This is a genomic window from Bifidobacterium sp. ESL1118 (assembly GCF_058505595.1).
In genome coordinates, this window is sequence record NZ_CP196371.1 from 1,421,376 (window position 1) to 1,436,316 (window position 14,941).

The 14,941-nt window shown below is 56.2% G+C and carries 13 protein-coding genes; 9 read left to right on the top strand and 4 right to left on the bottom strand.

From position 1 onward, the window contains the following. The first annotated feature begins 130 nt into the window (after nt 1-130). The 3 genes from ACSYSS_RS05690 (at nt 131) to ACSYSS_RS05700 (ending at nt 3,142) form a co-directional block, all read left to right on the top strand. Entirely contained in the window at nt 131-991 is an 861-nt protein-coding gene (locus tag ACSYSS_RS05690; RefSeq protein ID WP_491703083.1) for an alpha/beta fold hydrolase, read from the top strand. A 311-nt stretch (nt 992-1,302) separates the two neighbouring features. Continuing rightward, on the top strand, nt 1,303-2,049 hold the full coding sequence (locus tag ACSYSS_RS05695; RefSeq protein ID WP_491703084.1) for an SDR family oxidoreductase: 747 nt from the start codon (nt 1,303-1,305) through the stop codon (nt 2,047-2,049). Between the two features lie 82 nt (nt 2,050-2,131). Beyond that, on the top strand, nt 2,132-3,142 hold the full coding sequence (locus ACSYSS_RS05700) for an aldo/keto reductase (RefSeq protein ID WP_491703085.1): 1,011 nt from the start codon (nt 2,132-2,134) through the stop codon (nt 3,140-3,142). 112 nt (nt 3,143-3,254) lie between these two features. Here ACSYSS_RS05700 and ACSYSS_RS05705 read toward each other — a convergent pair whose 3' ends face one another. Both ACSYSS_RS05705 and ACSYSS_RS05710 read right to left on the bottom strand, forming a co-directional pair. After that, a complete protein-coding gene (locus ACSYSS_RS05705) occupies nt 3,255-3,461 on the bottom strand; it encodes a type II toxin-antitoxin system PemK/MazF family toxin (protein ID WP_491703086.1) in 207 nt (68 codons plus the stop codon). Further along, nucleotides 3,455-3,718, bottom strand: coding sequence for an AbrB/MazE/SpoVT family DNA-binding domain-containing protein (locus tag ACSYSS_RS05710; RefSeq protein WP_491703087.1), 264 nt, complete (start codon nt 3,716-3,718; stop codon nt 3,455-3,457). Before ACSYSS_RS05710 ends, ACSYSS_RS05705 begins: the two co-directional genes overlap by 7 nt. A gap of 618 nt (nt 3,719-4,336) precedes the next feature. Between ACSYSS_RS05710 and ACSYSS_RS05715 the strand changes: the two genes are divergently transcribed. From ACSYSS_RS05715 to ACSYSS_RS05730, 4 genes are all read left to right on the top strand, one after another. After that, complete coding sequence (locus ACSYSS_RS05715; protein ID WP_491703088.1) at nt 4,337-5,671, top strand: O-acetylhomoserine aminocarboxypropyltransferase/cysteine synthase family protein; 1,335 nt, start codon at nt 4,337-4,339, stop codon at nt 5,669-5,671. 313 nt (nt 5,672-5,984) lie between these two features. Then, entirely contained in the window at nt 5,985-7,133 is a 1,149-nt protein-coding gene (locus tag ACSYSS_RS05720; RefSeq protein WP_491703089.1) for an MFS transporter, read from the top strand. A gap of 229 nt (nt 7,134-7,362) precedes the next feature. Beyond that, nucleotides 7,363-8,310: a MarR family winged helix-turn-helix transcriptional regulator gene (locus tag ACSYSS_RS05725; RefSeq protein ID WP_491703090.1), complete on the top strand. Its 948-nt coding sequence runs from the start codon at nt 7,363-7,365 to the stop codon at nt 8,308-8,310. Nucleotides 8,311-8,567: 257 nt separating this feature from the next. After that, a complete protein-coding gene (locus ACSYSS_RS05730) occupies nt 8,568-9,920 on the top strand; it encodes an ATP-binding protein (protein ID WP_491703091.1) in 1,353 nt (450 codons plus the stop codon). A gap of 125 nt (nt 9,921-10,045) precedes the next feature. On the opposite strand, the gene ACSYSS_RS05735 is transcribed toward ACSYSS_RS05730, so the two are convergent. Further along, complete coding sequence (locus ACSYSS_RS05735) at nt 10,046-11,272, bottom strand: class I SAM-dependent methyltransferase (RefSeq protein ID WP_491703092.1); 1,227 nt, start codon at nt 11,270-11,272, stop codon at nt 10,046-10,048. Between the two features lie 78 nt (nt 11,273-11,350). After that, the gene (gene ftsY, locus ACSYSS_RS05740) at nt 11,351-12,577 is read right to left on the bottom strand and encodes a signal recognition particle-docking protein FtsY (RefSeq protein WP_491703093.1); all 1,227 of its coding nucleotides are present in this window, start codon (nt 12,575-12,577) and stop codon (nt 11,351-11,353) included. 308 nt (nt 12,578-12,885) lie between these two features. Here ftsY and ACSYSS_RS05745 point away from each other — a divergent pair, with 308 nt between their 5' ends. Both ACSYSS_RS05745 and ACSYSS_RS05750 read left to right on the top strand, forming a co-directional pair. Beyond that, nucleotides 12,886-13,605 (top strand): LytR/AlgR family response regulator transcription factor, encoded by a 720-nt coding sequence (locus tag ACSYSS_RS05745; RefSeq protein ID WP_491703094.1) that lies wholly within the window; start codon nt 12,886-12,888, stop codon nt 13,603-13,605. Further along, a complete protein-coding gene (locus tag ACSYSS_RS05750) occupies nt 13,602-14,933 on the top strand; it encodes an ATP-binding protein (protein ID WP_491703095.1) in 1,332 nt (443 codons plus the stop codon). Before ACSYSS_RS05745 ends, ACSYSS_RS05750 begins: the two co-directional genes overlap by 4 nt. The last annotated feature ends 8 nt before the right edge of the window (nt 14,934-14,941 follow it).

Consider the following 14,941-nt stretch of genomic DNA (forward strand, 5'->3'; position numbering starts at 1 on the left):
TACGCGGAACTTGCACCGTTAACACAACAATCATGCGAAACCGTAACCAGTTCGACAACGACTGTGAGACAATGGGCAAGAACGGCAATGAAGAAGACGGCGGTCGAAAATGGAAACAGACGAATCAATCATGCACAACAACGTGTGGGACAGCGAGTTCGGTCGATTCGCATACCTGACCAACCATGAGAAGCTCGACGGCAGCCGCACCGCCATTGTGTTCCTTGGCACGATGGGCATCAACAGCACCTACTTCGACTTCCGCGACGTCTTCACAGCGCTGGGAGAATCTGGCGCCGAACGATTCGACATCGTCAGCGTCGACATGCTTGGCGCCGGATTCAGTGGTGTCCCGAACGAGGTGAGACGCAGCTGCGAGCAATACGGACACGAAATAGCCGCCTTTCTCGACCATGTGTGCCCTGGCCCCTATGTTGTGGTCTCGCACAGCTTCAACGCCATTTACATGCTGCACGCCCTGGCTGATGGCAACAGCTCCGAGGCGAACGCCGGCGACATATCCATTCCGCGGTTCGAAGACCTGCAGGGTTTTATCGGCATTGATCCGACCGCCCCAAAGACCATGCTCCAACACCTCGATGAGCTTGAGAACAACCTGGCGGAAGCACGGCAAGGCGAAGGCATCGAGATCGACATCAACCCTGCGCTGCCGGTCGAACTGCAGAATCAGGCGCGCCACCTCTACTCCTCCATCTCGGGCAATCCATACGAAATCAGCGAGCTGGAAGAGGCACCGCGGACGCTGAAGCTGACCGAAAACGAGTGTATGCCCGACGATGTGCCGACGCTTTCCATCCTCTCGACGCTCAACTATCCTGATTACGCAGCGCATGGCAATCCTTACGCCAACGTCAACCCGCACTCGATGCAGGTGGTACTGCACGGCCACCACTTTATTCAATGGCAGCACCCCAGGCTCATCGCACGGCTCATCAGTTGCTTCATGGACGAAATACAGAGCTTGGACTAAACAGACGCCTCTAGCTCAATACACCAAACCATCACTTCGAGCAGGATTACTCATCCTAGTTGGCCCACAGTGACGGAAAACGACCCGAAAACGTCACTTTGAGTCAACTCACGTATCCAGGCTGACCGAAAGTGACAAATTCGGCAACGAACCGTCACTTTGCGTCAATCTTTGCCCTTGCTAAGTCTCACTTGACTTCGAGCACTTGAACAGCCTTAAACTATAAAACATTATTCGATGACTTTTGACGGTGCCGTAATCACAATGCGGCAACGCAATCACCGAGATTTACCAAGACAAAGGAACGCATCATGACAATCGCGAACAAAGTAGTACTCATCACAGGAGCCTCCTCGGGCATTGGTGCCGCATCAGCGAGACTACTGGCCAGCAAGGGGGCCAAAGTGGTGCTGGGCGCCAGACGTGAACAGAAGCTCGCCGACCTCGCAGACAAGATCACCGGCACTGGCGGTCAGGCCGCCTACAAGGTGACGGATGTCACCAAGCCCGAGGACAACGAGGCACTCGTCAAACTGGCGCAGGACCGGTTCGGGCAGGTCGATGTCATATTTCTCAACGCCGGCCTCATGCCGAGCTCGAACCTCTCCGAGCTGCACACCGGCGAGTGGAACCGCATGGTGGATGTGAACCTCAAGGGCGTGCTCAACGGCATCGCGGCCGTCATGCCGGTGTTCACCAAGCAGAAACATGGTCACATCATCGCCACTTCGTCGGTCGCAGGCCTGAAACCATATACCGCAGCGGGAGTGTACGGCGCCACGAAGTTCGCCGTCAAGGACCTGATGGAGATCCTGCGCATGGAATCAGCCCAGGAACACACCAACATCCGTACGACGACCCTGTTTCCCGCGGCAATCAACACCGAGCTGCTCAACACAATCACCTCCCAAGCCGCGGGCGACGACCTGCACGCCACCTATGAGCAGTACGGCATCACACCGGACCGCATCGCCAACACGGTGGCATTCGCCATCGACCAGCCCGAGGACACGAACATCAGCGGCATCACCGTCGGCCCAACAGCACAGCCCTGGTGAGCCACCGTCCACACCGCAGGATTCGGAAGAATCCAGGAATCGCAGACAATACGAAAACACCTGATACTCATAGAAAAGAACAATGATGCAAAAACGCAAAGTCGGCAGCCTTACAGTCTCACCTATCGGCATGGGTTGCATGAGTTTCTCACACGGATACGGCAAGGTGCCTGAGCGAAGCTACAGCATCGAGACAATCCGCGAGGCGGTCGAACTCGGCTGCAACTTCATCGACACCGCGGAAAGCTACGGCGAGGAACAGTTCCACGCCGGACACAACGAGCAACTCGTCGGCGAGGCGATCAAACCGATGAGGAAGGATGTCGTGCTGGCCTCGAAATTCCATCTGCGCGACGGGGTGGTTGACGCTCATTCCAATCTGGACAAGACCATACGGAAACATCTTGAGACGACGCTCAGAAACCTGCAGACCGACCATCTCGACCTGTATTACCTGCATCGAATCAACGAGGACATCCCGATCGAGGAGGTGGCCGCGGTGATGGGGAAACTCATCAAGGAGGGACTAATCGGCGAGTGGGGCATCTCCCAGGTCACCCTGCCACAGCTTAGGCGGGCGCAGGCGGTCACACCGCTGGGCGCCATCCAGAACATCTACTCAATGGTGGAACGCGACTGCGAAAAGGAGCTCTTCCCATACTGCAGAAAGCATAACATCTGCGTCGTGGCGTTTTCGCCGACATCCAGCGGTCTGCTCAGTGGCAAAATCACCGATAAGACCGAATTCAGAGGAGACGACGTGCGTAAGTTCGTTCCCCAGCTCACACGCGAGAACCTCAGGGCGAACCAGCCGCTCATCGATCTGCTTGACAGAGCCGCCGCCGCGAAGCACGCAACACCAGCGCAAATCTCGTTGGCATGGATGCTGCACAAGTACGACAACGTCGTGCCGCTGCAGGGTTCGAAGAACAAAAAGCACGTCAGGGAGAACCTCAACACCTGGAACATCGAACTCACCGACGACGAGTTCCGTGCAATCGACGACGGGCTTGACGCGCTGACCATCCACGGCCACCGCGGTGTGGAGGAATCGGAGCAGTCGTCGTTCGGCAACAACTGGACCAGCAAGTGAATCATGATTCGGTGACAGTCTCAGCGAAACTGTCTGCTGTGCATCTTGGTCAATCGTACAGATGCACAACAGGCCAGTACCACAATGATTGTTCCCGGATGATGCTGCATCATCATCCGGGAACAATCCTGACATTCGGCATATGCAACTCAAAATCTGATCGGTCATGGGAAACAGGCAAAACCACCGTTGTACTGCATCGTCTATTGAATTTATCGTTACTCACTACAATAGCGGGATGACGCTTGGGCTGCTCATGGCCCACGCCCGGATCAAGACTCACCAGCGCCACATCGCCATATCTCCATCGACTCACCATGCCTCGTTTCCCACAGCCGGACCAAAGGGATCCTCAGTGGCATGGTATTCCCCCGTGCAATCACGAAACACCTCATCCAAATCAGGAACCCTGATGACACGTAGATTATCGTGCACGGGCTTCAGCACAATGGCATCGCCCTTGACGCTTGCCTCGACCGCCGAACCATCCTTCATACCGACCTGCTCATGCATCCTCTTGGGAATCCTCAACGCCTGGGCATTGCCCCGCTTCGAAAGCTTCAATGTAGCATTCATGACACTCCCTTCCATAGAGATACGAGTATATACATTTCTGCATTGACGCAGCAACTGACTTCATGCAGCAAAACGCTGTCACCGCCTGTTCAAGTCGGCCTTATATCAGTGGACGGCAACGTCGAAAGGCTCCGGCCGCCGAGTTCGGCCAATACACTGCCTGCCGAGTACGAGTCGATACCTGATGAAACTCCGATGCCACCCATTCTTTCGACGCTCAACTATCGGAAATATGCGACGCACGACAACCCATGCACCAACGCCAGTGCAGGTGATGAACACTACTTCGTCCAACGGCAGTACCCTCAGGCTCATCGCACAGCTCATCAGTTGCTTCGTGGATGAGGTGCAAGCATCAGTCTGACGCAAACGGTCATTTGGAGCGCCGATTATGACCACTTGCGTCAGATTATTTATTTCGCCTGACATAAACGGTCGAATCTCGACTTCAAAATGACCGTTTGCGTCAGACCCTCCTCCTACCACCGGGTTGTAAGGCGTTATAACATACCTCGATAATCGCGCTGAGGCGCATCGGCGCGTCACGAAGCAGTGCATCTTACAGTTTGAAGGAAGAGAGGCATACGTCGCCTCACCGATCCAATCTAAGGAACGACAATGAGCGAAGAAACCAACACAACCCAAACACCGCACAAGTACCATTTCGAGACGCTGGAGCTGCACGCCGGCCAGGAGCACGCCGACCCGGTCACCGACTCGCGCGCCGTGCCGATCTACGCCACCACCAGCTACGTGTTCCATGACTTCGACCACGCCGAGGCCCGCTTCGCGTTGACCGACGACGGCAACATCTACGGGCGCCTGACCAACTCGACCGAAGGCGTGTTCGAGACCCGCATGGCCGCACTTGAGGGCGCCACCGCAGCGCTGGCCGTGGCATCGGGCGCGGCGGCCGTGGAGTACGCCATCCGCAACATCACCCAGAACGGCGACCACATCGTCTCCTCCAAGCACATCTACGGCGGCACGTTCAACCTCATGAAGCACACCCTGCCGCGCGACGGCATCACCACCACCTTCGTGGACCCCAGTGACCCGCAGAACTTCGAGGACGCCATCCAGCCGAACACCAAGCTCATCTACTTCGAGACCTTCGGCAACCCGAACGCCGACCTGCCTGACTTCGAGGCCATCAGCAAGATTGCGCACGACCACAAGCTGCCGGTCTTCGTCGACAACACCTTCGCCACCCCGTACCTCTTCCGCCCGCTGGAGCATGGCGCCGACATCGTGGTGGAGTCCGCCACCAAGTTCATCGGCGGCCACGGCACCACGCTCGGCGGAGTCATCGCCGAGGGCGGCCACTTCAACTGGGCCGAAGTGCCCGGACGCTTCCCCACTCTCACGGAGCCCGACCCCTCCTACCACGGCATGAATTTCTACGAGGCCTTGGGCGGCACCGCCTTCGTGACCCGAGCCCGCGCCATTCTGCTGCGCGACACCGGCGCCTGCATCAGCCCATTCGCCGCGTTCCTTCTGCTGCAGGGCACCGAGACACTCTCCCTGCGCGTCGACAAGCACGTGAGCAACGCACTTCAGGTGGTGAACTACCTGAAGACGGTGCCCGAGGTCGCCTCGATCTCGCACCCGTCCATCGAGGGCCGGCCGGACCACGCCCTCTACGAGAAGTACTTCCCAAACGGCGCCGGCTCCATCTTCACCTTCGACATCAAAGGCGGAAAGGACGCGGCACGCGTCTTCATCAACAATTTGCACCTCTTCAGCCTGTTGGCCAACGTGGCCGATGTCAAGAGCCTGGTGATCCACCCCGGCAGCACCACCCACTCGCAGGAGACGCCCGAAGAACTTGAGGACCAGGGCATCCACGAGGGCACCATCCGCCTCTCCATCGGCACCGAGCACATCGACGACATCATCGACGACCTCAAAGGCGGCTTCGAGGCTCTGCGCGAGTCCGGGCTGGCCAAGTAGACCAGCAACCCTGACCGTATAACCTTCAAAAGCTCCGGCAACAATCGTCACAAAAGCGAATGTTGCCGGAGCTTTTCGTTTGCGCATCCAAAGCCTGTCCCGTTGCACTGACTGACAACGGCTGAAAGCGATTGAGAGCAAAAACCGCACGCGTATCACTCGTCAACATACAACGTTCTTTGCTTGTTCCGCAAAAGCATAACACAACTACTTTATAAAACACTATTACTTGACAAAGTTATTCTTGTCGATTTATTATCAATCATTAGTGTTATATCAATAATTATCCTATCAGTTATCGCAAGGAACTCTTATGAAACTTAAAATAAATCTGATGATGCTGGGCATGTTCGTCATTGGCACAGACGGATACGTCGTGGCCGGAATCCTGCCCCAGCTGGCGGCCACCGCGCACGTGTCGGTCACCTCAGCCGGTCAACTCATCACCGTATTCGCACTGTGCTACGCCGTGTTCAGCCCAATTACCGCCTCGCTATTCGGACGAACCGACCGCAAGCGACTACTGATCGCCGCGTTGACGATATTCTCTTTGGGAAACATCGGCTTCGCAGTGGCCCCCACCTATGCGCTCATGGCGGCAGGCCGTATAGTGGCGGCGTTCGGCGCATCCATGTACACGCCGGTGGCCATGACCATAACCGGAGCCATCACTCCGCCGCAGACCCGAGGCAAAGCCATCGCCTACCTGACCGGCGGCATGACCGCGGCCACCGTCATCGGCGTACCCATAGGCACATTCGTCGGCGAGCGGTTTGGCTACCGCATTCTCTTTCTTGCCATCAGCATCGCATCTCTCGGGGCTGCGGCCGCCATCGCGGCACTCTTTGCACAGCTGCCTTCCCAAACCTCCGTATCGCTTCGAACCAGGCTTGCCGTGCTGAAACTGCCTGGCGTTGCATCCACGGCGCTAGTATCACTGTTCGTCTTCGTCGGCGCTTTCACCATGTATTCCTATGTCTCCCAATATCTCAAAGACGTGGCACACATGCCGGCGAACATGCTCTCGGCGGCGCTCCTGGCATTCGGCATCGGTGGCATGATCGGGAATTGGGCCGGAGGCAGGCTCACCGACCGTATGGGCGTAGCCAAAACCGTTGCACTCAGTGCCGGACTGCTGGCATTTGTGTTCATGACGATGCGCCTCTTTGCAGGCAACCCGACGCTCGCTTTCGCACTTACCCTCGTTTGGGGCGTCTGTGGATGGCTGCTTGCACCCGCCCAACAGGTTCGGCTTCTGGAACTTGGCGGGAACCAAGGCCAACTCCTCGTCTCTTTGAACTCCTCGGCCATGTACCTCGGCATCGGGTGTTCCGGCATCACCGGGGCCTTGTCCATCAACCTGCTCGGGACCAAAAACCTCCCTCTCGTAGGGCTTGCCTTCGCCCTTATCGCGCTAGGCATCACCCTGAAAACCTACCGCACCACCAATCATGCAAGATAATGAACTGTTCAGAGGGGACTTTTTCCTGATACGATGCAAATCTAACGTATTAGAATGGTGAAATTCCAACGAATCGTAACCAGTGCATCCCGTCGGTGTCTATAAAAGTCCCCTCTGAACGGCATTAAGGCCGCGAATAGCACACTTCGAACGCAGCAGGCCCTATATCTACGTCATCAAACATGAGTACTATGAACAGCATTGGTGAACAATCAACGTTCGAGGTTTCATGGCACATTTGACTTCACAGACTGCATCCGTCCAAGCGGGCGACGCGCTAAAAGACTGCGACCAATCCACAATCGCCTTCTGGACAGCCTTGCGCAAGGCCGAACGCGTCTTGACTGCTTCGGACACATCGGCACTGAAGACCCTTGACATCACGTTGACACAGTACGCAGCCCTCATGGGACTGCACACCCGTGGCGGTCGATCAGCCGCCGACATGGCACGCTGCCTAGGGGTTTCAGCACAGGCGGCACACAATGTCGTGACCGACTTGCAAACACAGGGGCTGGCGCAACGCGATGCGGACGAGTATTCCGATCTGATCATCATCAACACCCTCACCCACCGCGGTATACAGACATTCGAAAAAGTAAACGCCAGATTGGACGCCCTTGAACAGACGAGAATCGACACGTTGGGCAAAGTCGATCACCATGCACTGGTGCATGCTCTTGAACCGGTCGTCGTATTCGGCGATCCGTCACAACAGACGCAAGATGCGCACAACGCTCAGGACGATGCGGACAACCGCAACATCATCATCTCACACTTGGGCGCCGCCATCCGCAACGTCCATCGGCAAGCCACATACATGGCTACCGATGTGCTCAAGGCGACCGGAACCGGAATCAGTCTGAGCCAGGCGCTGGTGCTTGGCGAGCTGGGCCAGGGTGAACGCCCGATTCAGCGCATCGCGGATGCCATCGGACTGCCACAGCAGACCGTCTCATATGCAACCGGCAAACTCCTCACAACCGGATATGTCGTAGGCCGGACAGCCCCCAGACACAAGCGTCTCAAGATCTATTCCCTGACTCCATCGGGAGCGCAGATCATCAATCGGCACGCACCATCCGTCATCGCACCAGTATCTCAGCTCATCGGCGACTTTGACGTACCGGTGGAGAAACTGACCACGTTGCTCGATAAGGCGGGCCAAAAGCTATGACTCTCATTCCCAAAGTCCGTATCAGTGCCTGCTTTTGGCAAACAGCCATTACCTTATTCTCTATGAAACTCTTCAGCTGCCCAACCAGATGAATCCAACTGCAGCTTTTTGCAGAATTTCTGGTTTTAAAGTGCAGAAAATTGCAGAATTTGTCAATTTTAACTGCAGATTTTTGCACGAAACTGCTTTTTCAAGTGCAGAAAATTGTATGATAGATAGAAGAAAAGGCAAAATCACTGACTTTTATAAGGAAACCCATGTATCGAGATATAGACGCACAACTTGTGCAGTGGAGTCACTCCTCACGTCGCTTGCCTCTGGTGCTCAGAGGGGCCCGACAGGTCGGTAAGACATACGCATTACAACATCTTGGAGCGACGGCTTATGACTCCTGCGCCTACGTCAACCTCATGGACACTCAAAGCCGCGAAATGTTCGATGAACGTTTTGATGCCGGTCAAGTGTTGGAAAACATCGGCATACGCACTGGTGTAGATATCGTTCCCGGTCGTACGTTGATTGTCATCGACGAAATCCAGGAGAAGCCGCACGCCCTTGAGCTGATGAAAGCATTCCAAGAGGAATACCCTCAGCAGCATATCGCTTCGGCAGGCTCCTACCTCGGCATCGCCTATCACTCGGGAGCTTCGTTCCCAGTCGGAAAAGTAAAATTTCTCGACATGCACCCCATGAGTTTCTTGGAATTCCTGCGCGCAAACGGGGAGGATAGACTCACAGACCTGGTGACTCACCTCGAATTCGACCGTTTAGAACCTTTCAATGCACGTCTGGAGCGCTACCTGCGGCAATACTATTACGTCGGCGGCATGCCAGCGGCAGTCTCGGCTTTTCTCGACCAACAAGGCGACGCGCAAAACATAAAAAACGGCGCCAACCAAGGAACCATCGGTACGGAAGGCTACCGCTCGGCACGCGAGGTGCAAACCAATCTTCTCGAAGCCTACGATGCAGACTTCTCGAAGCACAGCGTGGAGAGCATCGACCCTGAACGTGTACGCCTTGCCTTCCGATCAATACCAACGCATCTGAGCCGTGAAAACCATAAATTCATCTTCGGCCATATTGCCAAAGGTGCACGAAGCGCCCAATACGATACGGCAATTCAGTTCATCGTCGATTCCGGCCTTGCCACGCGCGTATACAGAACCAATAAGTTGGCATTGCCGCTACGCGCCTACGAAGACCTTTCCGCGTTTAAGATGTATCTACTTGACGTCGGCCTTCTGGGGGCCTCCATGGGAGTGCACGTGGAAGACCTGCTTACCAGCGATTCCGGATTTGAGGAATATAAGGGTGCCATGACCGAGCAATATGTATGTCAACAACTGGTCGCTGCTGGAATCACACCATATTATTGGTCGGCCCAGGATTCTCGTGCGGAAGTTGATTTCGCGCTGCGGCACGGCAATCGCCCGGCGCCGCTGGAGGTCAAAGCTGAAGGCAATGTACACGCCAGGAGTCTGCGCTACATGTGTGATAAGATCGGTCTACACGGATACAGAGCCTCCATGCTCGGCTATCGAGAGCAGAGTTGGCTCACTGACATTCCATTGTGGGCAGTTGGCCCTTACTTCTCTGCCAAAGAGTAATCGTCTAATCTGCACAATCAAGCAAACAAGATTCCTTCACGCACTCAACAAAAAGATACGGTTCCAAGTGATTGACCATCCTCATCCGCAGCCATATCCTTGCCCTTCTTCCAGTCTTCTATCACTTACGCCACCGGCTTACGGGCCACGATCGCGAAGGTCAGCGGAATGCGCGGAGCACCTGCTGGCATGTGCCACGAATCGCGCTCCTTGCTGTATTCGAGCATCGGGATGGACTGCCAATCCGTCTCCTGCAGCTCCTGAACAGTCTCGATTTCGAGGCCAGCCGCGCGTAGCACACCAATCATCTCTTGGAAATCATGCGCCCAGTTGTGGTTATGAATGTGAGTGATGGCTGGCGAAGCAACGTGTCCACTTGAAACTCCACCATTGCCCACTGCACCTTTACTACCATTTTCCTTCGCACCATGGATGCCGTCTTCTGTTTCAATACCATTGACAGCATCAGAGCAAACATCGTTAGCCACCATATCGGCATTGTTGGCCACCCCAGCTGCGCCACCACCGCTGATATCGCCGGCCACCACAGCCGAGCCGGCAGCTGCACCATTACTATTGGCATCGCTCGATTCGTCAGGTGCAGCCATGGTGTAGGTCTCATTGGTGTCGTAGGAGTCCTCGGCACCGGAGCAATAATCCATCGCGATTTTGAGGCTGCCGTCCGTCTCGTCCTGGTCTAAGGCGAAGAGCAACGGGTGGTTGTCTCGAATCATGAAGATGCCGCCAGGCGCCAGCAACTCAGCGATGGACCGCGCCCACTCATCCAACTTGGGCAGCCAGGTGACGGTGCCGGCGCTGGTGACAATAACATCGAACGTGCGCTTCGGCAAAGTGGCTGAGGCATAGCGGGCATCGGCCTTCACATAGTCGATGTTCTCACCGGCCCGCGCGGCCAGATCGCGTGCATGTTCCAACGACTTCTCGGAGAAATCCAGCCCACACACATCGCGAGCGCCGAGCCGCGCCCAGCTGATGGTGTCGGTGCCGATGTGGCATTGCAGGTGCAGCAGCCGAAGTTCGGACAACGGCTTTGCAACACCCATTGACGCTGCATCATCGTCATCATTATCATCGTCATCGCCGGTATACCCGAATGAATCCAGCGCAGTGGACGAGCCTAGCAGCACCCGCTTGCCAAGTCCCGGCAGATACGGTTTCAGCACTGCCAGGTCACGACGTGCCACGCTGGTGATGGCATCGGGATCAGCCACGAACGCGTCCAGGTCGCCGTAACCGCTGGCGAAATGCACCTCCGCACGGTCGTCCCAATTCTCCTGGTTGTCTTTTACCGCAACATCATCGTCACAATCCGCAACATCCTCGTTATCCATTCATAACCTCATTCATTTGTTTTCCAGTGCGCTACCTTTTGCGACATTCTGCGTCGCAAAAGGTAACAGCAGAAGGATTCAGCCCAAGATGCCGTCGACGAAGCTCTCGGCATCGAACGGAGCAAGGTCGTCCGGGCCTTCACCCACACCCACCAGCTTGACCGGCACGCCGAGCTCCTTCTGCACGGAGATGACGATGCCGCCCTTCGCGGAGCCGTCGAGCTTGGAAAGCACCACGCCGGTGATGCCGATGGCCTGGGCGAACACCTTGGCCTGCTCCATGCCGTTCTGGCCGGTGGTGGCATCGAGCACGAGCAGAACCTCGTCGACAGGCAGGTTCTTCTCTGTGACGCGGCGAATCTTGCCCAGCTCATCCATGAGGTTCGACTTGTTCTGCAAACGACCTGCGGTGTCGACGATGAGCACATCAGTGCCTTGTTCCTTGGCTTGCTTGGAAGCCTCGAACGCCACGGAAGCCGGGTCAACGCCATCCTTCTCACCGCGCACCACGGGCACGCCCACCTTGCTGCCCCATGTTTCTAGTTGGTCGGCAGCCGCCGCACGGAACGTATCCGCAGCGGCGAGCATGACGGACTTGCCTTCAGAGACGAAGAGACGGGCGAGTTTGCCGGCCGTCGTGGTCTTGCCCGTGCCGTTGACACCCACCATGATGATGACGCTCGGCTTCTTGGCATCCGGCTTGTTGGCCGCAAGTGCTCGATCGTTCTGCGACTCAACTTGTTCGATGAGCTTGGAACGCAGGGCGGCTTGCACGTCCTTGGCCTCGGAGGTGCCGGTGATGCGGGCATCGTTGCGCAGACCCTCCACCAGTTCCTCGCTGGCCTCACTGCCCACATCGGCGAGCAGCAACGTATCCTCCACGTCTTCCCAATCGGACTGGGATAGTTTGTCCTTGGCAAGGATGTTGAACAGCACACGACCGAAGGGATTCGAGGATTTGCTGAGTCTCGACTTCATACGGGTGATGCGGGATTCTGAGGTGGCCGGAACGTCAAGCGACCCCTGCCCGCTCACCGGGTTGGAGGCGGAACCTTCGCTCTGTTTCTCTTGGACACCTGCATTGCCAGTGACATTGCTTTCCGAGGAAGTTGTATTGGTCGACTGTGCAGAATCAGCACCTGCAGGACCACCACCAGCCTCAACCGTTGAATTCCTTTGGACCTCGGATGCCGCTTGCCCTACATTCTTGCGCCTGTGGGAACGCTCAATCAACACTGCAGCGACGATGCACACCACCGCCACAAGCACCAGTACCGCCACTGCCACCATTACGTTCATATTCATAGGTACTAGCCTAAAGTCTTCAACCGACAGCAAGCCCTGAGCAAACGCTCAACAGGCCAACCGCCGACCCTCTTTGCCACGGACTGCGAATCGTAGTCCATAGTCACCGATGCCGTTACACACAATGCCTCCCAGCAAACATATCACCAGCCGCACCGACCGACGAAGCAGAACTTGCATCCAAACCGACAAATCATGCAAAAAGGAATGAGAATATCCAGCAGCGGCAGAAAATACCGATTTGATACGTGAAATTACAGTACGATGAAGTATAGGCAACGGAACGAACCGAGGGAAGGTAGCCACACATGCGAGATATCAGGATTGCTGTGGTGGAAGACGATCCAGCCTCATGCCAGCAGATACTCGGCTACCTGGAACGCTATGGCAGCGAGACTGGCGAAAACTTCACTACCTCCACATTCGACGACGGGGCGAAGATTGCGGAGCATTACCATGCGAACTTCGACATCATTCTTATGGACATCGAGATGAAGCACATGGATGGCATGGAGGCGGCCAGACGCATCAGATCAGTCGACAAAAGCGTCATCATCGTCTTCATCACCAATGCCGCGCAATACGCCATCAACGGATACGAGGTGCAGGCCCTCTCCTACCTGCTCAAACCGGTGCCCTACTTTGCCTTCAGCCAGGAGCTCAGGCGCTCCATCGAACAGTCCCGCCGCTACGAAAGCAAATCCATCATGGTGGAGGCCGGGGCAAGGCAGATGCGCTTGGAGCTGGGCGACATCCTCTACATCGAGTCGATCCGCCACACCATCATCATCCACACCACAGGCGGCAAACTCTCCATCACCTCGACGCTCAAAAGCTTGGAATCCCAGCTGGCCTCCAAGGACTTCTTCCGTTCCAACTCCTGCTATCTGGTCAACCTGCAGCACGTGTCCGGCATGGCGAACCAGGACTGCCTGATGGACAACGGCGACCGACTACGCGTGAGCAGGCCGCGCAAAAAGGCGTTTATGGCAGCGCTCACCGATTACATCAATGGCGAGGCGCTATGAACGGCACCATCACGAACGCATTGCCGGACATCCCACGGGTTTTCACCGCCATCAGCGAATGGGCGGCGTGCATGGTCTACCTTTTGGTGATTCATAGGCGCGTCAAGCCAGCACGCACAGCTGCTACTTCAGTGATTGGACTCGCTCTCATGATTGCAGTCCAGTACCTTGACGGCATCGCCCCGTTGTTCTTCTGGATTTTCGGCATGCTTCTGGCGTTCGGAGCGATGTACGCCATTGTCATGGTGGGCTCAGGCGCCAGTGCAAGAACGACGCTCTATATCACCACACGCGCCTTCGTATTGGCGGAACTGGTTGCCTCGTTACAATGGCAGATAGCCACATTCACCGGAGTCGACCTACACAACGCGCGTATGCCCTGGCTCAACGACACGCTCCTGCTGCTGGTCTATCTCGCCTGCTTCGCCATGGCATGGGCCATTGAACGGCGGAATTTCAATCGCGGTCAGCCAGACGCACCGAGCCTGAATTCCACCCTCGCATCGGTGGCCATCTGCATCGTCACCTTCGCCATGAGCAACCTCAGCTTCGTCTCCACCAACACCCCGTTCTCAGGAACTGTAGGCAAAGAGGTGTTCTACATCCGCACACTGGTGGACCTTTGCGGCTACGTCGTTCTCTACGCACAGCAGGAACAGAACAGGGTTCTGCAGACCAGAACAGAATTGAACTCAATCAACCAAAAGCTCATCAGCGAGCACCAGGAGTACCTGCAGTCACGTGAGAATGTGGAGTCCATCGGACGCATGGCCCACGACTTGAAACACCAGATCGTGGCTCTGCGCGCGGAGGTGGATCCGGAACATGCCGCGGCCGGGTTTGAACAACTGGAACACTCCGTGCAGAAATACAGCGTCCAGCAGCACACCGGCAACCCCGTGCTTGATGTCATCCTGACCACCAAGATGCAGACCTGCGCACGGCGCTTGATAACCCTCACCGCGGTGGCAGACGGCAAACTGCTAGAACCGATGAGTTCGATGGACATCGCCACACTGTTCGGCAACGCACTCGACAACGCCATCGAAGCCGCATCGAAACTCGGCAATCCCGAGCAACGGCTGATCCGGCTGGCACTCTACTCCCACAATTCCATGACGGTAATCCGAGTGGAGAACTACTACGATTCCGAACTTTCCACTGACGAAAACGGCAACCTGCGCACCACGAAAAACGACGCACCCTCCCATGGTTTCGGCGTGAAATCCATCCGCCACATCGCCCAGCAATACGGCGGCAGCATGAACATCAAAGCGCAGAATCACTGGTTCACTCTGACCGTGCTGCTACCGCGCAAGAAAGCTTGATTCACACC

Coding starts and splice junctions, on each gene's coding strand:
- ACSYSS_RS05690 (WP_491703083.1), top strand. CDS start 131: ATGCACAACAACGTGTGGGACAGCGAGTTCGGTCGATTCGCATACCTG.
- ACSYSS_RS05695 (WP_491703084.1), top strand. CDS start 1,303: ATGACAATCGCGAACAAAGTAGTACTCATCACAGGAGCCTCCTCGGGC.
- ACSYSS_RS05700 (WP_491703085.1), top strand. CDS start 2,132: ATGATGCAAAAACGCAAAGTCGGCAGCCTTACAGTCTCACCTATCGGC.
- ACSYSS_RS05705 (WP_491703086.1), bottom strand. CDS start 3,461: ATGGTGAGTCGATGGAGATATGGCGATGTGGCGCTGGTGAGTCTTGAT.
- ACSYSS_RS05710 (WP_491703087.1), bottom strand. CDS start 3,718: ATGAATGCTACATTGAAGCTTTCGAAGCGGGGCAATGCCCAGGCGTTG.
- ACSYSS_RS05715 (WP_491703088.1), top strand. CDS start 4,337: ATGAGCGAAGAAACCAACACAACCCAAACACCGCACAAGTACCATTTC.
- ACSYSS_RS05720 (WP_491703089.1), top strand. CDS start 5,985: ATGAAACTTAAAATAAATCTGATGATGCTGGGCATGTTCGTCATTGGC.
- ACSYSS_RS05725 (WP_491703090.1), top strand. CDS start 7,363: ATGGCACATTTGACTTCACAGACTGCATCCGTCCAAGCGGGCGACGCG.
- ACSYSS_RS05730 (WP_491703091.1), top strand. CDS start 8,568: ATGTATCGAGATATAGACGCACAACTTGTGCAGTGGAGTCACTCCTCA.
- ACSYSS_RS05735 (WP_491703092.1), bottom strand. CDS start 11,272: ATGGATAACGAGGATGTTGCGGATTGTGACGATGATGTTGCGGTAAAA.
- ftsY (WP_491703093.1), bottom strand. CDS start 12,577: ATGAATATGAACGTAATGGTGGCAGTGGCGGTACTGGTGCTTGTGGCG.
- ACSYSS_RS05745 (WP_491703094.1), top strand. CDS start 12,886: ATGCGAGATATCAGGATTGCTGTGGTGGAAGACGATCCAGCCTCATGC.
- ACSYSS_RS05750 (WP_491703095.1), top strand. CDS start 13,602: ATGAACGGCACCATCACGAACGCATTGCCGGACATCCCACGGGTTTTC.